This window comes from Pseudomonas sp. 50_B (assembly GCF_017491625.1).
In the GTDB taxonomy this organism is placed as follows: Bacteria; Pseudomonadota; Gammaproteobacteria; order Pseudomonadales; family Pseudomonadaceae; genus Aquipseudomonas; species Aquipseudomonas danubii.
The window spans coordinates 281,158-297,452 of the sequence record NZ_JAFGYX010000001.1; the positions used below are offsets into that span (position 1 = coordinate 281,158).

Here is a 16,295-nt window from a genome sequence, read left to right on the forward strand (position 1 = left end):
GTCTCAGCCCAGCACCAGGCTGTGCTTGATCTGCGCCCAATGCGCGGCTTCGGCGTCGCCGAGTTTCTGCGCCTTGACGTAGCTCATGGCGAGCATCTGCCGGGTGCCCGGCAGCACCAGGGCCAGCTGGAACTGGAACACCTTTTCGCTGCCCTTGCTGAACTGGCTGCGCAGCTCCAGGCCCGGAATGTCCTGGGCCGGGCCCAGCAGCACCGGCTGCGGACCCTTGACCCGCAGTTCCTGCACTTGCTGTTCCAGCCGCTGCAACTGGCTGGCCAGGCTGCTCTCCAGGGTTTCGCCGTCGCCCAGCAGGCTGCGGCTGACGATCAGCGAAGTGCCCAGGGCCGGGAACTTGAGGATGTTGATCGAGGCGTCCTGCAGTTCGCCGGCAGGGGGCTGGAACTGCAATTCATTGAGGCGATAGGTCATGGCATGGGCATCCGTTCGTTAGCCTTTGGGGGCGGAAAAGGGGGCTTTGGCCTTGGCGCTGATGGCGCCCTGCACACCCTGGCCCTCGGTGGTGGTGCCCGGGCCGCCGCCGTTGTTCAGGTGCAGCACGCCACCGGTATTGATCTCGGCATCGGCCGAGGCATGCACGCTGATGTTGACCCCGCACAGGTTGATCTGGCCGCTGGCATTGAGCTCCAGGATGCTGGCCCCGCACACCAGGCGCAGGCGTTCGCCGACCTCGATCACGTAGCTCTGGCCGATGCTGTCGAGCTTCTTCTCGCCCACCGTCAGCTCATCCACGTGCTGGACGATGCGCGTGCGCTTGTTGCCGATGGTCACGTACTCGTCGTGGCCGATGCTCTTGTTGCGGTTGTTGCCCACCGAGTGGCTTTCGTTGACCTCGACCACGATGTCCTGGTTGCGCTCGGCGTGGATGTACAGCTGCTCGGCGCCCTTTTTGTCTTCCATGCGGATTTCGTTGAAGTTGGCCGGGCTGCCGCCCTTGCTCGAACGACTCTTCATCCCGCTCTGGGTGGCGTTGGCCGGCAGGTCGTAGGGCACGGTCTGCTCGGCGTTGTACACCCGGCCGGTGATGATCGGGCGGTCGGGGTCGCCTTCGAGGAAGCTGACGATCACCTCCTGGCCGATGCGCGGGATCTGCATCGAGCCCCAGTTCTTGCCGGCCCAGGCCTGGGACACGCGAATCCAGCACGAGCTGTTCTCGTTGGACTGGTCGTGGCGGTCCCAATGGAAGTGCACCTTGACCCGGCCATATTGGTCGGTCCAGATCTCTTCCCCGGCCGGGCCCACCACCCGCGCGGTCTGCGGGCCCTGGACGATGGGTCGCTGGGTCTTGGCCAGGGGGCGGAAACTCTGCTGGGCGTCGATGCAGGTCAGGTGGCTTTCGAACTGTGCCGAGCCGCCGCTGCCGCCGGTCTCCAGGCTCTCCTGGACCACGTAGTAGTGGATGCCGACGATCAGGTACTCGCGGTTCTGGTCCTGGCGGCTGAAGCCGGTGAGGTTGAACAGGTTGCCCACCCCCAGGCCACGGGCATTGCCGCTCAGTTCGATGCGCTCGTGCAGGCTTTGCAGGGCTTCGATGCGGGTCTGCGCGTAGTGCTCGCCGTCGCTGCTCTGCACGTAGGTGCCGGGGTAATCGTAAAGCGGGTAGTCGCCGGCGCTGTGGGGGCGCGGCATGGCCGAGCGCACGTCGATCCGTGCGCTGGGGCGCTGGAAGTCGTAGTCGTTGAGCTCAAGGGAGCCGGGCTGGACTTCCTGGGCCAGGTGCCAGTCGAAGATATGGTCGCGCTCGCGCTGTTGCTCGTCCCGGGGGTAGTAGGGCACCGAGGCGTAGCCGGGCACGCTGCTGTGGGCGCCGTAGGCGTCAGCCAGCACCAGCACGTGGCGGTCCTTCTCGTGGCGGAAGAAGTAGTAGATGCCTTCCTGTTCCATCAGCCGGCTGACGAAGTCGAAGCTGGTCTCGCGGTACTGCACGCAGTATTCCCACTCCCGATAGGGACGGCTCAGGGCGTCTTCGAAATCGGAAAAGCCCAGGTCGCGAAACACCTGCTTGATGATCTGCGGGATGCTCAGGTGCTGGAAAATCCGGCAGTCGGAGGTGCGGCTGAGCAGCCACAGCCAGGGGCGCAGGGTCACCTGGTAACTGGCGAACTGGCCGCTGTCGACGTTCTGGCTGCAGCGGGCCACGATGCCGTGGAAATAGCGCTGGCTGCCGTCGTCCAACTGCACGCTCAGGCCCATGGGTTTGCCCAGCAGCTGGTTGAGGTCGATGTTGGCGTCGCTGGAAGTCAGCTGCAGCTGGTAATCGAACAAGCGCCCCAGCTCTTCGCCGCCGCCCATGCTGTTGAGCAGCAGGACATCCGGTCCCAGTGGGCAATTGACCTGTGCCAGTCGTGTGGATTGCTGAAATAGCATCGTCAGTCTCGTTGAATGCGTGGTGTGCCTGAACACTGCGTCCGGCGCGCTCCCTGTAGCCGCTGCCGCAGGCTGCGACAAGGCCCGAAGGGCCTTCTCTGGCCCTCAAGGGCGCGACCGCTGCGGCGCAGTGCCGCCCAGCTCGTTCGCAGCCTGCGGCAGCGGCTACAGGGAACCCGGGCTCAGGCCGGCTCGCTGAAGTCGTAGTGCAATTCGTTGTCCCGCTGGCGAATGCGCACCCCGGCCAGCGCGCGGCCTTCGAGCATGCGGGTGAGGAACTCGCGGCTCATGTCCGGCAGCAGGCTGTTGGTGAGGATGGCGTCGATCATGCGGCCACCACTCTCGGTCTCGGTGCAACGGGAAACGATCAGGTCGATGACCTCGTCGTCGAAATCGAAATCCACCTTGTGGGTGCTTTCCACGCGCTTCTTGATCCGTCCCAGTTGCAGGCGGGTGATCGCCTTGAGCATGTCGTCGCTCAGCGGGTAGTAGGGGATGGTCACCAGGCGCCCCAGCAGCGCCGGCGGGAAGATCTCCAGCAATGGCTGGCGCAGGGCCTTGGCGATCTCTTCCGGCTCGGGCAGGGTCTGCGGGTTCTTGCAGACGTTGGCGATCAGCTCGGTGCCGGCGTTGGTGGTGAGCAGGATCAGGGTGTTCTTGAAGTCGATCATGCGGCCTTCGCCGTCTTCCATGACGCCTTTGTCGAACACCTGGAAGAAGATCTCGTGCACATCCGGGTGAGCCTTTTCCACTTCGTCCAGCAGCACCACGCTGTACGGCTTGCGCCGCACCGCTTCGGTGAGCACGCCGCCTTCGCCGTAGCCGACATAGCCCGGCGGGGCGCCCTTGAGGGTGGACACGGTGTGGGCTTCCTGGAACTCGCTCATGTTGATGGTGATGACGTTCTGCTCACCGCCGTACATGGCTTCGGCCAGGGCCAGGGCGGTTTCGGTCTTGCCCACCCCGGAGGTGCCCGCCAGCATGAACACACCAATCGGCTTGTTGGGGTTGTCGAGGCCGGCGCGGGAGGTCTGGATGCGCTTGGCGATCATCTGCAGGGCGTGGTCCTGGCCGATGATGCGTTTCTTCAGGTGCTGGTCGAGGTTGAGCACGGTTTCCAGCTCGTTGCGGGCCATGCGGCCCACGGGAATCCCGGTCCAGTCGGCGACCACCGAGGCCACCGCCTGGTAATCCACGGTCGGCAGGATCAACGGGGTTTCGCCTTGCAGGGCCGTCAGGCGCTGTTGCAGGTCCAGCAGCTTTTCCCGCAGGCCATGGCTTGCGTCGCCAACGTCGCTGTCCACCAGGCCGACGTTTTCCCGCAGTTGGGCGCGGGTCGCCAGCAGTTCGTCCACCAGGGTCTTCTCTTGCGCCCAGCGGCTTTCCAGTTCGGCCAGGCGCTCGCGCTCGGCGGCCAGGAGGTTTTCGCTGTTGACCTGACGGTTGCCGATGGCCACGCCGATCGCCTGTTCCCGGGCGATGATCTGCAGCTCGGTTTCCAGGGCCTCGATGCGCCGGCGGCTGTCGTCCACCTCGGCCGGCACGGCGTGCAGGCTGATGGCGACGCGGGCGCAGGCGGTGTCCAGCAGGCTGACGGATTTGTCTGGCAACTGGCGCGCCGGAATGTAGCGATGGGACAGTTTGACCGAGGCTTCCAGGGCTTCGTCGAGGATCTGCACCTGATGGTGCTGCTCCATGGTCGAGGCCACGCCGCGCATCATCAGCAGCGCCTTGTCTTCCGACGGCTCGGCCACTTGCACCACCTGGAAGCGCCGGGTCAGGGCCGGGTCTTTCTCGATGTGCTTCTTGTACTCGGCCCAGGTGGTGGCGGCCACGGTACGCAGGGTGCCGCGGGCCAGGGCGGGTTTGAGCAGGTTGGCCGCATCGCCGGTGCCGGCGGCGCCACCGGCGCCCACCAGGGTGTGGGCTTCGTCGATGAACAGGATGATCGGCTTGGGCGAAGCCTGGACGTCTTCGATGACCTGGCGCAGGCGCTGTTCGAACTCGCCCTTCATGCTGGCACCGGCCTGCAGCAGGCCGACATCCAGGCTGCGCAGTTCGACATCCTTGAGCGCGGGCGGCACGTCGCCGGCGACGATGCGCAGGGCGAAACCTTCCACCACCGCGGTCTTGCCGACCCCGGCTTCGCCGGTGAGGATCGGGTTGTTCTGGCGGCGGCGCATGAGGATGTCCACCAGTTGGCGAATCTCTTCGTCACGGCCGACGATGGGGTCGAGCTTGCCGCTACGGGCCTGCTCGGTGAGGTCGACGGTGAAGCGCTTGAGGGCTTCCTGCTTGCCCAGGGCGCTGGGGGCCATGGCGCCGCTGGCTTCGCCCGGCACCGCGCCGGCAGTGAAACCGTCGCTGGCGCTCAGGGCGTTTTCCGGCGAGTCGCCGATGTACTCGTCAAAACGCTCGCACAGGGCCTCGATCTTGATCTTGTCGAACTCCCGGGACAGCCCCAGCAGCGCGTGGCGCAGGCTCGGCGTCTTGAGGATGCCGATCACCAGGTAGCCGGTGCGCACCTGGCTTTCGCCGAACATCAGGCTGCCGTAGACCCAGCCGCGTTCCACCGCTTCCTCGACGTGGGACGACAGGTCGGTGATCGAGGTCGAGCCCCGGGGCAGGCGATCCAGGGCTTCGGTCAGGTCCTTGGCCAGGCGCGCCGGCTCCAGGTTGAACTGGCGGATGATGCGGTGCAGGTCCGAGTCCGTAAGTTGCAGCAACTGGTGCAGCCAGTGGGCCAGTTCCACATAGGGATTGCCCCGCAACTTGCAGAAGACCGTGGCGGCTTCGATGGCTTTGTAGGCAACGCTGTTGAGTTTGCCGAACAGCGCCGCGCGACTGATTTCACCCATGCTCTGTGCTCCTTGGTGTACGTGAGGTAGTGGCCAGGTCGGCGTAGTGCCGGGCCAGTATGAGATCCTTGGCATCACTGCCGGGTTGACCGAGCCAGGTGTTGAAACCCAGGCGCTGGCGGCCGTTGAGTTGCAGCCTGGGCACTTCGTCCTTGAGCAGGACCAGGTTCAGGTCCCAGTCCAGCTCGAAGCCCAGGTATTCGGCAACCCAGGCCACCAGTTCCTTGAACGGCTGGCCGTCGGGCAGCATCCCCTGGTAGTCCTCCAACTTCAGCGGACCCAGGCGAATGCGGAATTTGTGCTGGCGGTCCCAGACGTGGCTGCCCAGGCAGAAGTCCACCCCCAGCTGATGGGACTGCACCCCGACCCGGCTGCGCTCGGGCAGCTCCAGCCACTGGCCGACGTATTCCTCGATCGCCACCGGCAGGCCGAAGTACTCGCCGATGATGGCGCGCAGGCCGTCCGGGTAGCGGGTCTGGGCCGCCAGGTGGCCGCTGTAGTGCAGCTTGGCGGTGTCGGGAATCAACCCCTGTTTGAGCAGGCTGGGCATGCCCCGGCCACTCAGGGCCGCCAGGCGCGCGGACCAGTAGTCGTCGTCCGGGCGGTCGTGGCTCACCGTCGGCCGGGCTTCGGCCCAGGCGCGGTAGAACAGGCTCAGCAGGCGATGGTGGAACACATCGAGAAAGCGCTTGCTGGTGCTGTCGGCGTTGTTGCGCTGGCGTTCGCGCACGTACTCGGTGATGTGCAGCGGCAGGGGGCCGTTGGGCCCGCCCAGGCCGAAGAAGAACTGCTCCAGGCGCGTGGCCGCGCCGTCGCTGCCCGGGGTGACCGAAGCCAGGGTCGAGGGCGCGAAGGTGCAATCGGCCTGTTGGCCCAGGCGCAGCGGATCGTCCGCCAGGCGCAGGGAGTGACCGAAGCGCGGCAGTTGCGGCGACAGGCATTCGATACGCCGCAGGGCCTGGAAGAAGTCGTACTCCCAGGGCTCGGCGTGCATCGCCGTCAGCGTATTCAAAGAGTCGGACGACGTCCGGGCTTGGCTTTCCATCGCATGATCTCGCCGCGTTCGGTGGTACGGATCACCGTCTCGGTAAAACTGTTGATCGACACGTAACGTGCCAGGAAGCGCTCGAAGACCGCGCCGAGCAGGAACACCCCGGTGCCGCGAAACGCGTTTTCGTCGAATTGCAGGGTGATCTCCAGGCCCCGGCCGAAGACGATCGGCCCGGGCATCGGCAGGCGCCGGGTCACCGCCTTGCTGCTGACTTCCCGCAGGCCCTCGATCTGCAATTGCAGGGCCGCGTCGTTGCTGTCGCCGTACAGCCGCAACAGCTCGCGCAGGGCCGCTGCGCCCTGGCCCTGTTCGCTCAGGGACAGGTAGTTCAGCGACAGCTGGCTGATCAGGCGCCAGGCCTTGCCGTCATGGGCGTGGCTGGGGCGTGGTCGGCTGGGGCCGGCCAGGCAGCGGATGGCCTGCACCGGGGCGCTGTCGGCCAGGGTGAAGTCGGTCTTGGCGTTGCCGGTGTTCATGAACAGCGGCAGGTCGCGGTTGGTGCACAGGGCGCTGACCCCGAGCTGGCGCAAGTCATGGCGGTAGGGCGCCTGCTGGCTGTCCACCAGGCTGACGAAGGATTCGCTGCCGATGTAAGTGGAGCGCGGGCCGTTGCGGCGCTGGTCGCTGGACAGCACCCGGGGTTCGCGGCGGACGATGTAGTAAGCCTGGTCGCGGCCGTAGCGGGACGGGTCGCGCACCGCGTAGAACGGCAGGAATGGCTGCTCCGGCCCGGTGCCGTGGCCACTGATGGCGGTCAGCGAGTGCACTTCGAAATCCATGGGCCGGGTGCGGTCGGCGATCACATGGTGCTCGTTGACCCGGTCGGACAGGTGGATGCGGTCCAGGCGCTTGGGAAACAGGTTGATCGCCGGGGTGCAGAAGGGCACGAGCTGGGCGGTGCCGACGCCGCCTTCCAGGCTCTGGTCGAAGCGCTCGAAGAGCACGATCAGCTCCAGCTCCTGGCCGGCGCAGCGTTGTACCGCACGGCCCAGCTGGGCGAATTCGACGAACAGGAAGCGGTTGGGCAGGGCGAAGTATTCCTGCAGCAGGCGATAGCCCTGGAAGGCCTGGGGCACCACCGGCAGGGCCGCGTCGCGGTCGTCGAAGCCACGGGAGCGCAGGGCGTCCAGTGGCAGGCGCTCGACCCAGTCGCTGCCCGGAGCCCGGGCGAACACCGCACAGGCGTTGCCCAGCAACTGTTCGTAGAGACGGAACGGCAGCTCGTCGTTGCCATTCAGGTACAGCGGCAACTGCTCCAGGGCCAGGCTGTTGAACGGCAGTTCGGCGCCGGTGCGCAGGGTCAGGCGCAGCCCGGCCTTGGCCTTGGGCTCGTTGGCGGCCAGGCGTCCGAGCACCGCTGCCGGGTTGCCGAAGTATTCGGCCTGGCTGACTTGCAGCGGCCACAGCGTCACCGCGTGGGCGGTGCGGTACTCGCAGCAGGTCTGGGTGTCGCGGCTCAGGGCGGCCCGCAGGCTGGTGTCGCGCTCCAGGGTGAAGCCGCTGCTCAGGGAGCCTTCATCGGGATCGGCCTGTAACTGCACCACGGTCATCGACGGGGTCGGCGCCAGGTAGTGCGGGTAGGCGATCTCCAGCAAGTTGTGGGTGAAGGTCGGGTACTCGGCATCGAGCTTCAACTGCACCCGGGCGGTCAGATAGGCGAAGCCTTCCAGCAGGCGCTCGACATAGGGGTCGGCGCAGTCCATGCCCGACAGGGTCAGGCGGCTGGCGATCTTCGGGTATTCCTTGGCGAACTCCGCGGCGCTTTCGCGCACGTGGTGCAGTTCCTGGTTGTACAGCTCCAACAGGCGCGGATTCATGAGCGCCTCCGGGAGTCGGCTTGCACCACCCGGACATGCCCGGATTCCAGGTCCATGTCGGTTTGCAGCAGCAGGCGCAGGGGCATCGGCTGGGCCCACAGATCGCCCTCGATCTCGAAGCTCAGGGCGTTGTGGTTCATCTCGCCGGGCGCGGTGCGCGCGCGAACCCGCAAGGTGCTGCGCAGGATGCGTGGTTCAAAGGTGGCGATGGCCTGGTGGATCAGGCTTTCCAGGGCCGGAATATCGATGCTCGACGCGCTGTACCCGGCCAGGGCCGGCAAGCCGTAGTTGACCACCGACGTACCGGCGGGGGTGTGCAAGGTGGCATCGGCTTCCAGCAGGGAAGTGGTGTTGAGCAGCCATGCCAAGTCGCGCAGTACCGAGGCCTTGAGCTGGCTCAGGGACAGCACGCGCTTGTCCGGGCTTTCTTTCAGGTTGCCGGGTTCATCGTCGGTCAGACGATCCAGCAAAGAGGGTTGCAAGCGATCGCGGGCGGCGATGTCGGTTACCAAAGGGTTCGCTCCAGGATCGGATTGCGCAGGCATGACGTCACGAAAAGGGGCACAGGCGCACACCCCTGTAGCCGCTGCCGCAGGCTGCGAACGAGGACAACGTCCTCGCAACCCGGGCCAAGCATGCAGCATGGCCCGGATCTTTCGCCGCCGCGGCGCGACCGCAGCGGATCAGCGCTTGGTGTTCGAGCGGATGTTCCAGCCGTACTTGATCGGGCCGCCGTCCTTGGTGCCGTCGGCTTTCTGCGGCTGGTACTCGACCATCACCTGAGCGAAGTTCAGGGTGATGTTTTCGGTCAGGCGGTCATCGCTGCCCGAGCCGCCGGTGCTCAGCGAGGTGATCAGCACTTCTTCCAGGTCGATAATCATGTACTCGACCTGGCTTTCGCCGCCGGCCTTGCGCACGGTCAGGCGCACCTTGTCGATGTGCTTGCCGCTGGAGCAATGCATCATCAGGTTCGGCGAGGCCTTGTCGACGTACTTGGTCAGCGACAGGTCCTGGATGTTCACCTTGCCCGCACCGCCGCCGCCACCCACGTGCATGTTGCCGGACTGGGACATGCCCCAGCTCCAGTTCAGCACGTCGATTTCGTCTTTGTGGGCTTTGTCCATGGACTCGCCCTTGATGTCACCGATCTTGATGAAAATATCAACAGCCATGTTTTCTCCCTGTGTGGCACTTGCCACGATGTTGATTCAGCGTCTGGCGCCGCTGCGCGAGGCCCTGGGGACCTTGCGCGGCTTGTGGCGACGGCGACAGGTTTGAGTCGGTTATGGGTCAGGCGCCCTTGGCGGACGGCAGTTTGGATACCAGGCGCAACGACACGGTCAGCCCTTCGAGCTGGTAGTGCGGGCGCAGGAAGAACTTCGAGTTGTAGTAGCCCGGGTTGCCTTCGACTTCCTCGACCACCACTTCCGCCGCGGCCAGTGGGTGCTGGGCCTTGGTGGTTTCGGTGGAGTGCGCCGGATCACCGTCGACGTAGTTGAGGATCCAGTCCTGCAGCCAGCGCTGCATCTCGTCCTTCTCTTTGAAGGAGCCGATCTTGTCGCGCACGATGCACTTCAGGTAATGGGCGAAGCGGCAGGTGGCGAACAGGTACGGCAGGCGCGCGGCCAGGTTGGCGTTGGCGGTGGCGTCCGGGTCGTCGTACTCGGCGGGCTTCTGCAGCGACTGGGCGCCGATGAAGGCAGCGAAGTCGGTGTTCTTCTTGTGCAGCAGCGGCATGAAACCGTTCTTCGCCAGTTCCGCTTCACGGCGGTCGGAGATGGCGATCTCGGTCGGGCACTTCATGTCCACGCCACCGTCGTCGGTGGGGAAGGTGTGGGCCGGGAGGTTTTCCACCTCGCCACCGGATTCCACGCCGCGAATCCGCGAGCACCAGCCGAAATGCTTGAACGAACGGTTGATGTTCACCGCCATGGCGTAGGCCGCGTTGGCCCAGGTGTACTTGGAGCTGTCGGCGCCGTCGGTGTTTTCTTCGAAGGCGAAGGCTTCCACCGGGTCGGTCTTGGCGCCGTACGGCAGGCGCGCCAGGAAGCGCGGCATGGTCAGGCCGATGTAGCGCGAGTCTTCCGACTCACGCAGCGAACGCCAGCCGGCGTATTCCGGGGTGGTGAAGATCTTGGTCAGATCGCGCGGGTTGGACAGTTCCTGCCACGAACCCATGCCCATCACGGTCGGCGAAGCCGCGGCGATGAACGGCGAGTGCATGGCGGCGCAGACTTTCGACAGCTCGCCCAAGAGCTCGACATCCGGTGGCGACTGGTCGAAGTAGTAGTCGCCCACCAGGCAGCCGTAAGGCTCGCCGCCGAACTGGCCGTATTCCTCTTCGTACATCTTCTTGAACAGCGGGCTCTGGTCCCAGGCCGTGCCCTTGAATTTCTTCAGGGTCTTGTGCAGCTCCGGCTTGGAGATGTTGAGCACGCGGATCTTCAGCTGCTCGTCGCTCTCGGTGTTGTTGACCAGGTAGTGCAGGCCACGCCAGGCGCTTTCCAGTTTCTGGAATTCCGGGTGATGGATCACCTGGTTGACCTGGGCGGTGAGCTTGGCGTCGATGGCGGCGATGATCGATTCGATCGACTTGATGGCGTCGTTGGACACCAGGTCGGTCTGCGCCAGGGCCTGTTCGGCCAGGGTCCGCACGGCGGTTTCCACGGCTTCGCGAGCGCGCTCGGTCTTGGGTTTGAATTCCTGCAGCAGCAGCGAAGCGAATTCGCTGGCCTGCTCGGTGGCGCCGGGTTGGGCCTGATTGTCACGCATCAATTCGGTCATGATCGTTGGTCCTGATTTACGCGTTCGGCTCGGAGTCCACAGGTTTTGGCGCACTCGCCAGGGCCTGGAGCAACGCCGGATCCTTGATGGCTTTCATGATGATTTCTTCAGCGCCGGTCTTGCCGTCCATGTAGGTCAGCAGGTTGGCCAGTTGGGTACGGGCCTCCAGCAGCTGGTTCAGGGAGTCGACCTTGCGTGCCACCGCGGCGGGGCTGAAGTCGTCCATGCTCTCGAAGGTGATGTCCAGGCTCAGGTTGCCTTCGCCGGTCAGTTCGTTGGGCACGTGGAACGCGACCCGTGGCTGCATGGCCTTGAGGCGCGAGTCGAAGTTGTCGACGTCGATTTCCAGGAACTTGCGATCGGCCACCGCCGCCAGAGGCTCTGCAGGCTTGCCGGCCAGGTCAGCCATCACGCCCATGACGAAGGGCAGCTGGACCTTTTTCTCGGCGCCGTAGAGTTCGACGTCGTACTCGATCTGCACCCGGGGCGCGCGGTTGCGCGCGATGAACTTTTGAGAACTTTGCTTCGCCACGTTGTGCTCCTGGTCGCTGTTGCGACGGTGTTGGCGTCGGTCGGTGATTGCCGCTGACGATACTGTTCGGCCGTACCGGGGTTAGTCGGATTCGGGGCCGCGCAGGTTTTCAAATTGGGACATGCCATCGGGGATCAGATTGCGCACGATGGCCGCGAAATCGGCGTTGACCAGATTCTTGGCTCGGTTGAGCAGCACCGGCAGCGGGCTCGAAGGCTCGTGACGGCTGTAGTAGGCCAGAAGCCGGTCAAGGCTGCGTAGCACGTCCTCACGGCTGTTGATCTCGCCGGAAATCCGCGTTGCGGCTGGCGCCACGGGCGCGTTGCCGGCCTCGTTCGCGGGGGCTTCGGCGGGCTCATCGGCCGGGCTTTCGCTGGTTTGCGGGGCGTGCAGGCTTAGCACCTGCAGCGCCAGGCGCAGGGGCTGCTTGAGGGCGCTGAGGTCAACGCCGCTGGCGGAACCCACTTGTTCGCTGACCTGCTTTTCGATGGATTCGGCCGCCGAGCGAGCGCTGCTCAAGGCGTGGCGAATGGCTTCCAGGTGCTCTGGGTCGCTGTCTTGCAGGGCCCCGGCCAAGTGATCGGAACCCAGGCTTTCGCCCGAGAAGTGCTGCAGGCCGGCGGCGTTCAGTGCCGCGCGCACGCTCACCGGGCCGAAGGTCCGGGAACGGGTGAGGATGGCTTCGCGCAACAGGCCGATAGTGGAGTCTGCGGCCAGGCCGGCCAGGGCATTGATCCGCACCGTGGGGTCGTTGTCGTCTTCGGCGTCCAGGCGCGGGTGCAGCTCGGCCCAGTAATCACGGAGCAAACCGTTGATCAGGTCGAGACTGGTGGCCAGGCCCGGCAGGCCTTCAAGGGCCAGGGTACTTTGCAGGAGGAAATGGGTGATGCGCAGGTCTTTGCTGCGGGCCAGCAAGTCCAGGCTCTGTTGCTGGACGCTGCGCCAGTCCGGCGGCTCGGCCGGCAGGATCGAGTCGCCCATGCTGCGCTCGGGCTGGCCTTGTGCGGCCCGCTCCAAGTGCAAGAAATCCGCGTCATATTCCAGGTCTTCGCCACAAGGCGAAGTTGCTGAAATAGCGGCGAGCAACATCGGTACATCCACCTGGTTCGATCTCCCTATCAGCCTGCAGGACAGTCAGGCAATTAATGCACTAGTTGTTTGTGAACTCGCGCACATTTCTTGGTTAACATGGACTCATTGATACTAGTGAGCCATCATCCGTGTTCAAGAAGTTGTGCATTTTTGGTGTAGTAGTTGTGGCTTGTCAAGGTAAGCTATTCGCCCCGCATGACACTGTTATGTCGACTTACTTAGTTCCTTGACCGGCGAGTCAGATTGGGGCGGGACGAAAGGCTTTTGTCATCTGTGTAGTTTAAGTTGAGCGATCATGCTGTGAACGGTGCTGTTTAAAGGATTTTTTGCGGGTTTTTCTTTTTTTTACGGAACTTTTTCCCCGCCGCCGGTTCGCACGCGGAAGTACAGCAAGGAGGCGCAATGTCGCTGTGTTTGACTATCACTAGTTATCACAAGATCACCCCTGGTCAATGCCCTGAGAAACTAATGGATCAGGGAATGATGGCAATTGGCCGCAGTTCCGATAATGACTGGGTACTTCCTGATCCCGAGCGCTTAGTTTCAGCGCGACATTGTGTCATCCAATACAAGGATGGCCGTTATTATTTGACCGATAACAGTACTAATGGTGTGGAGTTAGTCCGTGCCGGTATTCGTATGCGCCGGGGTAGCAGTGAGCCATTGGAAGATGGCGAGGTTATTCGCATTGGCGATTATGAAATCAGTGCGCGGATCGATTTCAGTCTCAATCGTGCCCAGGTTGAGGCCTTTTCCGGGGACAGCTCCAACAGTTTCGAAGCGCTGATGGGGCGCCACTCGTCGCCTCCCACGCCGATCGAGCCGATTGCCATGGCGCCGGTGGCGCATTTTCAGGGGGCTTCTGCCCAGGACACCTTTCCTGACCTGTTCGATTTCCTGACTCCGAGCGCCACGCCTCCGGCCACTCAGCCCGATCATGTGCCCGCCGAGCAGCACGACTTTCGCCCGCCGACCCCCACCACCGTGCCTCAGCCCGTAGCTGCGCCTCAGCCGGCTGCGCCCCAGGGCGCGGCGGTGATTCCGGAGGACTGGGACCTGTTCGGCGAAACACCGGCCCGACCGGCTCCGGTGGCGAGCGCAGCGCCAGTGGCAGCGCCGCCTGTTGTCCCGGACCCCTTTGCCAGCGTCGCTGAGTTCAGTGCAGTACCACCGCAGCCGCAACCGATCGAGGTCGCAGCCGTGGTGCCCGTTGCCCCTGTCGCCCCTGCGGCTCCTGTTTCGCCAGCGGCCGAGCCGGAGCCACACACCGACCTGTTGCAAGCCTTCCTGCGGGGCGCCGGGCTGGACCAACTGCGCATCGACCCGCAGCAGGCCCAGGCGCAGATGGAAAGCCTGGGGCGCAGCTACCGCTTGATGGTGGAAGGCCTGATCGATGTGTTGCGTGCCCGCAGCAGCCTCAAGGGCGAGTTCCGCATGCAGCAGACCATGATCCGCCCGGTGGAAAACAACCCGCTGAAGTTCGCCCCTAACGTGGACGAAGCCATGCTCCTGCTGTTGCGCCACAGCAACCAGGCGTTCATGGCCCCGGACCAGGCGGTGCAGGAGAGCTTCGACGATTTGCGGGCTCACCAGCTGGCCGTCATGGCCGGCGTGGAAGCCGCGATCAAACACCTGCTGGGGCGCTTCGAACCCACTGAGCTGGAAGCCCGCATGGCCCGTCCCGGTGGCCTGGGCAACCTGTTCAGCGGTTCGCGGCAGGCGCAGAACTGGCAGCAGTTCACGGCGCTCTACAAACAGATTTCCCAAGAAGCCCAGGACGATTTCCAGGACCTTTTCGGTCGTGAATTCAGTCGCGCCTACGAAGAGCATACCCACCGGCTGCGCCGTTCCTGAGCGCGCCTGGAACCCCCCGAACACACGGATACACGGACAGCTGACACGTCATTGAGGACGCAGGATGATTCAACGATTACTGACATTGGTCGCCATGCTGGTACTGGCAGCCTGTGCCAAGGACGCACCAACGCCCGCCGAGCCGGCCAAGGACGAACCTGGCGCCACCACCGTGGAGCTGCGTTTCCAGGCCGTGGCCGGGCTCAACCCGGGCCCTGACGGCCTGAGCACCCCGGTGCGGGTGCGGATCTTCGAACTCAAGAACCCGGCCACCTTCATGCGCGCCGACTACTTCGCCCTGGCGGAGCGGGCCCCGGCCACCCTGGGCCCGGACCTCATCGACCAGGATGAAGTGCTGGTCAAGCCCGGCGACCAGTTCACCCTCAAGCGCACCCTGGACCCGGCCACCCGTCAGGTCGGCCTGTTGGTGGGCTATCGCGAAGTGGACCAGGCCCTGTGGCGAGTCGGGGTCAACACGGCGCAGCGCCTGAACAATCAGTATCAGATCGTCCTCGATGTCCGCGCGATCAGCGCCGAGCTCGTGGCCCCCCCATCCAGCCCTGCCCAATAGGCAATCGGAGCAACCATGTCCTGGAACAATCGCGTGGTCTGGTCGGAAGGCATGTTCATTGGAACCCAGCACTTCCAGCAGCATGACCGTTACCTGGAAAACCTCATCGATGCCCGCAGCCGTCCGCTGTCGGCGGGGGCCTGGGGATTCTCCGAGCTGCGTATCGATCAGGGCCTGCTGGCCCAGGGCAAGCTGGCCATTGTCAGCGCCCGCGGCCTGTTGCCCGACGGCACACCGTTCAACATTCCCCATGACGACCTGGCGCCGAGCCCGCTGAGCATCGACGACAGCCTGCGCGATGGCCTGGTGTACCTGGCGCTGCCGCTCAAGCGCGCTGGCGCCCGGGATACCGTGGACGAAGGCGAGGAACTGGGCGCTGCCCGCTACCTGAGCCAGGTGCGCGAGGTGCGGGACGACAACGCCCCCTTTGAAAACCGTGCGCCGGTGGCGGTGGGTTCCCGGGCCTTGCGCCTGCTGACCGCGGCGGACGGCCTCAGCGACTACGCCGCCATCGGTGTGGTGCGGGTCAAGGAAAAGCGCGCCGACCGTGCCCTGGTGCTGGATGACAGCTACATCCCGCCGCTGCTGGATGTGGCCGCGTCCAAGCCCTTGAGCGCCTTTCGCAGCGAGCTGCTGGGCCTGCTGCACCAGCGGGGCGAAGCCCTGGCCGGACGGGTGGTGGCTTCGGGGGCCGGAGGCGCTTCGGAAATCGCCGACTTCATGCTGCTGCAACTGGTCAACCGCGCCCAACCGCTGGTCAGCCACCTGAACCAGATCAGCCCGCTGCACCCCGAGCGCCTGTACAGCGAGCTGGTGAGCCTGGCCGGTGAATTCTCGACCTTCTCCAACAGCGCTCGACGTCCCGCCGAGTACCCGCAGTACCAGCACGATGAGCTGGCCCTGAGTTTTGCCCCGGTGATGCAGGCTTTGCGCGAGGCCCTGTCGATGCTGATCGACAGCAAGGCGACGCCGATCCCGATCGTCGAGAAAGCCTATGGCGTGCATGTGGCGATGCTGGCCGACCGCACCCTGCTGGAGAGCGCCAGCTTCATCCTGGTGGTGCGCGCCGACGTGCCCGGCGAGACCCTGCGCGGGCGCTTTGCCCAGCAGAGCAAAGTGGGCTCGGTGGAGCACATCCGCGATCTGGTCAACCTGCAGTTGCCGGGCATCGGCCTGTTGCCGCTGCCGGTGGCGCCACGGCAGTTGCCGTATCACGCCGGCTCCACCTACTACGAGCTCGACCGTGGCAGCGAGCACTGGAAGCAGCTGGTTCATTCCGGCGGCTTCGCGTTCCACGTCGCCGGGGAATTCCCGGGCTTGAACCTGGCCTTCTGGGCCATTCGAGGATAAG

13 protein-coding genes are annotated in these 16,295 nt (G+C 64.8%); 3 read left to right on the forward strand and 10 right to left on the reverse strand.

Translation table 11 applies throughout. The features are described from left to right. Positions 1 to 3: 3 nt before the first annotated feature. The 10 genes from J5M73_RS01360 to tssA all read right to left on the reverse strand — a co-directional run bounded on the left by J5M73_RS01360 (position 4) and on the right by tssA (position 12,528). A complete protein-coding gene (locus tag J5M73_RS01360; RefSeq protein WP_060844974.1) occupies positions 4 to 429 on the reverse strand; it encodes a DcrB-related protein in 426 nt (141 codons plus the stop codon). An 18-nt stretch (positions 430 to 447) separates the two neighbouring features. After that, the gene (locus J5M73_RS01365) at positions 448 to 2,385 is read right to left on the reverse strand and encodes a type VI secretion system tip protein VgrG (protein WP_102862296.1); all 1,938 of its coding nucleotides are present in this window, start codon (positions 2,383 to 2,385) and stop codon (positions 448 to 450) included. 182 nt (positions 2,386 to 2,567) lie between these two features. Next, positions 2,568 to 5,243, reverse strand: coding sequence for a type VI secretion system ATPase TssH (gene tssH / locus J5M73_RS01370; protein ID WP_102862295.1), 2,676 nt, complete (start codon positions 5,241 to 5,243; stop codon positions 2,568 to 2,570). Continuing rightward, positions 5,236 to 6,288 (reverse strand): type VI secretion system baseplate subunit TssG, encoded by a 1,053-nt coding sequence (gene tssG, locus J5M73_RS01375; RefSeq protein ID WP_102862294.1) that lies wholly within the window; start codon positions 6,286 to 6,288, stop codon positions 5,236 to 5,238. Before tssG ends, tssH begins: the two co-directional genes overlap by 8 nt. Continuing rightward, positions 6,252 to 8,111, reverse strand: a complete 1,860-nt coding sequence (gene tssF, locus J5M73_RS01380; RefSeq protein ID WP_207814945.1) for a type VI secretion system baseplate subunit TssF — start codon at positions 8,109 to 8,111, stop codon at positions 6,252 to 6,254. The genes tssG and tssF overlap by 37 nt, the downstream gene beginning before the upstream one ends. Continuing rightward, a complete protein-coding gene (tssE, locus tag J5M73_RS01385) occupies positions 8,108 to 8,623 on the reverse strand; it encodes a type VI secretion system baseplate subunit TssE (RefSeq protein ID WP_102862292.1) in 516 nt (171 codons plus the stop codon). The genes tssF and tssE overlap by 4 nt, the downstream gene beginning before the upstream one ends. Positions 8,624 to 8,794: 171 nt before the next feature. After that, positions 8,795 to 9,283: a type VI secretion system tube protein Hcp gene (locus tag J5M73_RS01390; protein WP_011064257.1), complete on the reverse strand. Its 489-nt coding sequence runs from the start codon at positions 9,281 to 9,283 to the stop codon at positions 8,795 to 8,797. A 118-nt stretch (positions 9,284 to 9,401) separates the two neighbouring features. After that, on the reverse strand, positions 9,402 to 10,895 hold the full coding sequence (tssC, locus tag J5M73_RS01395) for a type VI secretion system contractile sheath large subunit (RefSeq protein ID WP_102862291.1): 1,494 nt from the start codon (positions 10,893 to 10,895) through the stop codon (positions 9,402 to 9,404). A 16-nt stretch (positions 10,896 to 10,911) separates the two neighbouring features. Next, positions 10,912 to 11,427: a type VI secretion system contractile sheath small subunit gene (tssB, locus tag J5M73_RS01400; protein ID WP_025130792.1), complete on the reverse strand. Its 516-nt coding sequence runs from the start codon at positions 11,425 to 11,427 to the stop codon at positions 10,912 to 10,914. A gap of 81 nt (positions 11,428 to 11,508) precedes the next feature. Beyond that, complete coding sequence (tssA, locus tag J5M73_RS01405; RefSeq protein ID WP_207814952.1) at positions 11,509 to 12,528, reverse strand: type VI secretion system protein TssA; 1,020 nt, start codon at positions 12,526 to 12,528, stop codon at positions 11,509 to 11,511. Positions 12,529 to 12,921: 393 nt separating this feature from the next. Between tssA and tagH the strand changes: the two genes are divergently transcribed. The 3 genes from tagH (at position 12,922) to tssK (ending at position 16,294) form a co-directional block, all read left to right on the forward strand. Continuing rightward, entirely contained in the window at positions 12,922 to 14,373 is a 1,452-nt protein-coding gene (gene tagH, locus J5M73_RS01410; protein WP_102862289.1) for a type VI secretion system-associated FHA domain protein TagH, read from the forward strand. A 64-nt stretch (positions 14,374 to 14,437) separates the two neighbouring features. Then, the gene (tssJ, locus tag J5M73_RS01415) at positions 14,438 to 14,944 is read left to right on the forward strand and encodes a type VI secretion system lipoprotein TssJ (RefSeq protein WP_102862288.1); all 507 of its coding nucleotides are present in this window, start codon (positions 14,438 to 14,440) and stop codon (positions 14,942 to 14,944) included. A gap of 15 nt (positions 14,945 to 14,959) precedes the next feature. Beyond that, positions 14,960 to 16,294, forward strand: a complete 1,335-nt coding sequence (gene tssK, locus J5M73_RS01420; RefSeq protein WP_102862287.1) for a type VI secretion system baseplate subunit TssK — start codon at positions 14,960 to 14,962, stop codon at positions 16,292 to 16,294. Position 16,295: the final 1 nt, after the last annotated feature.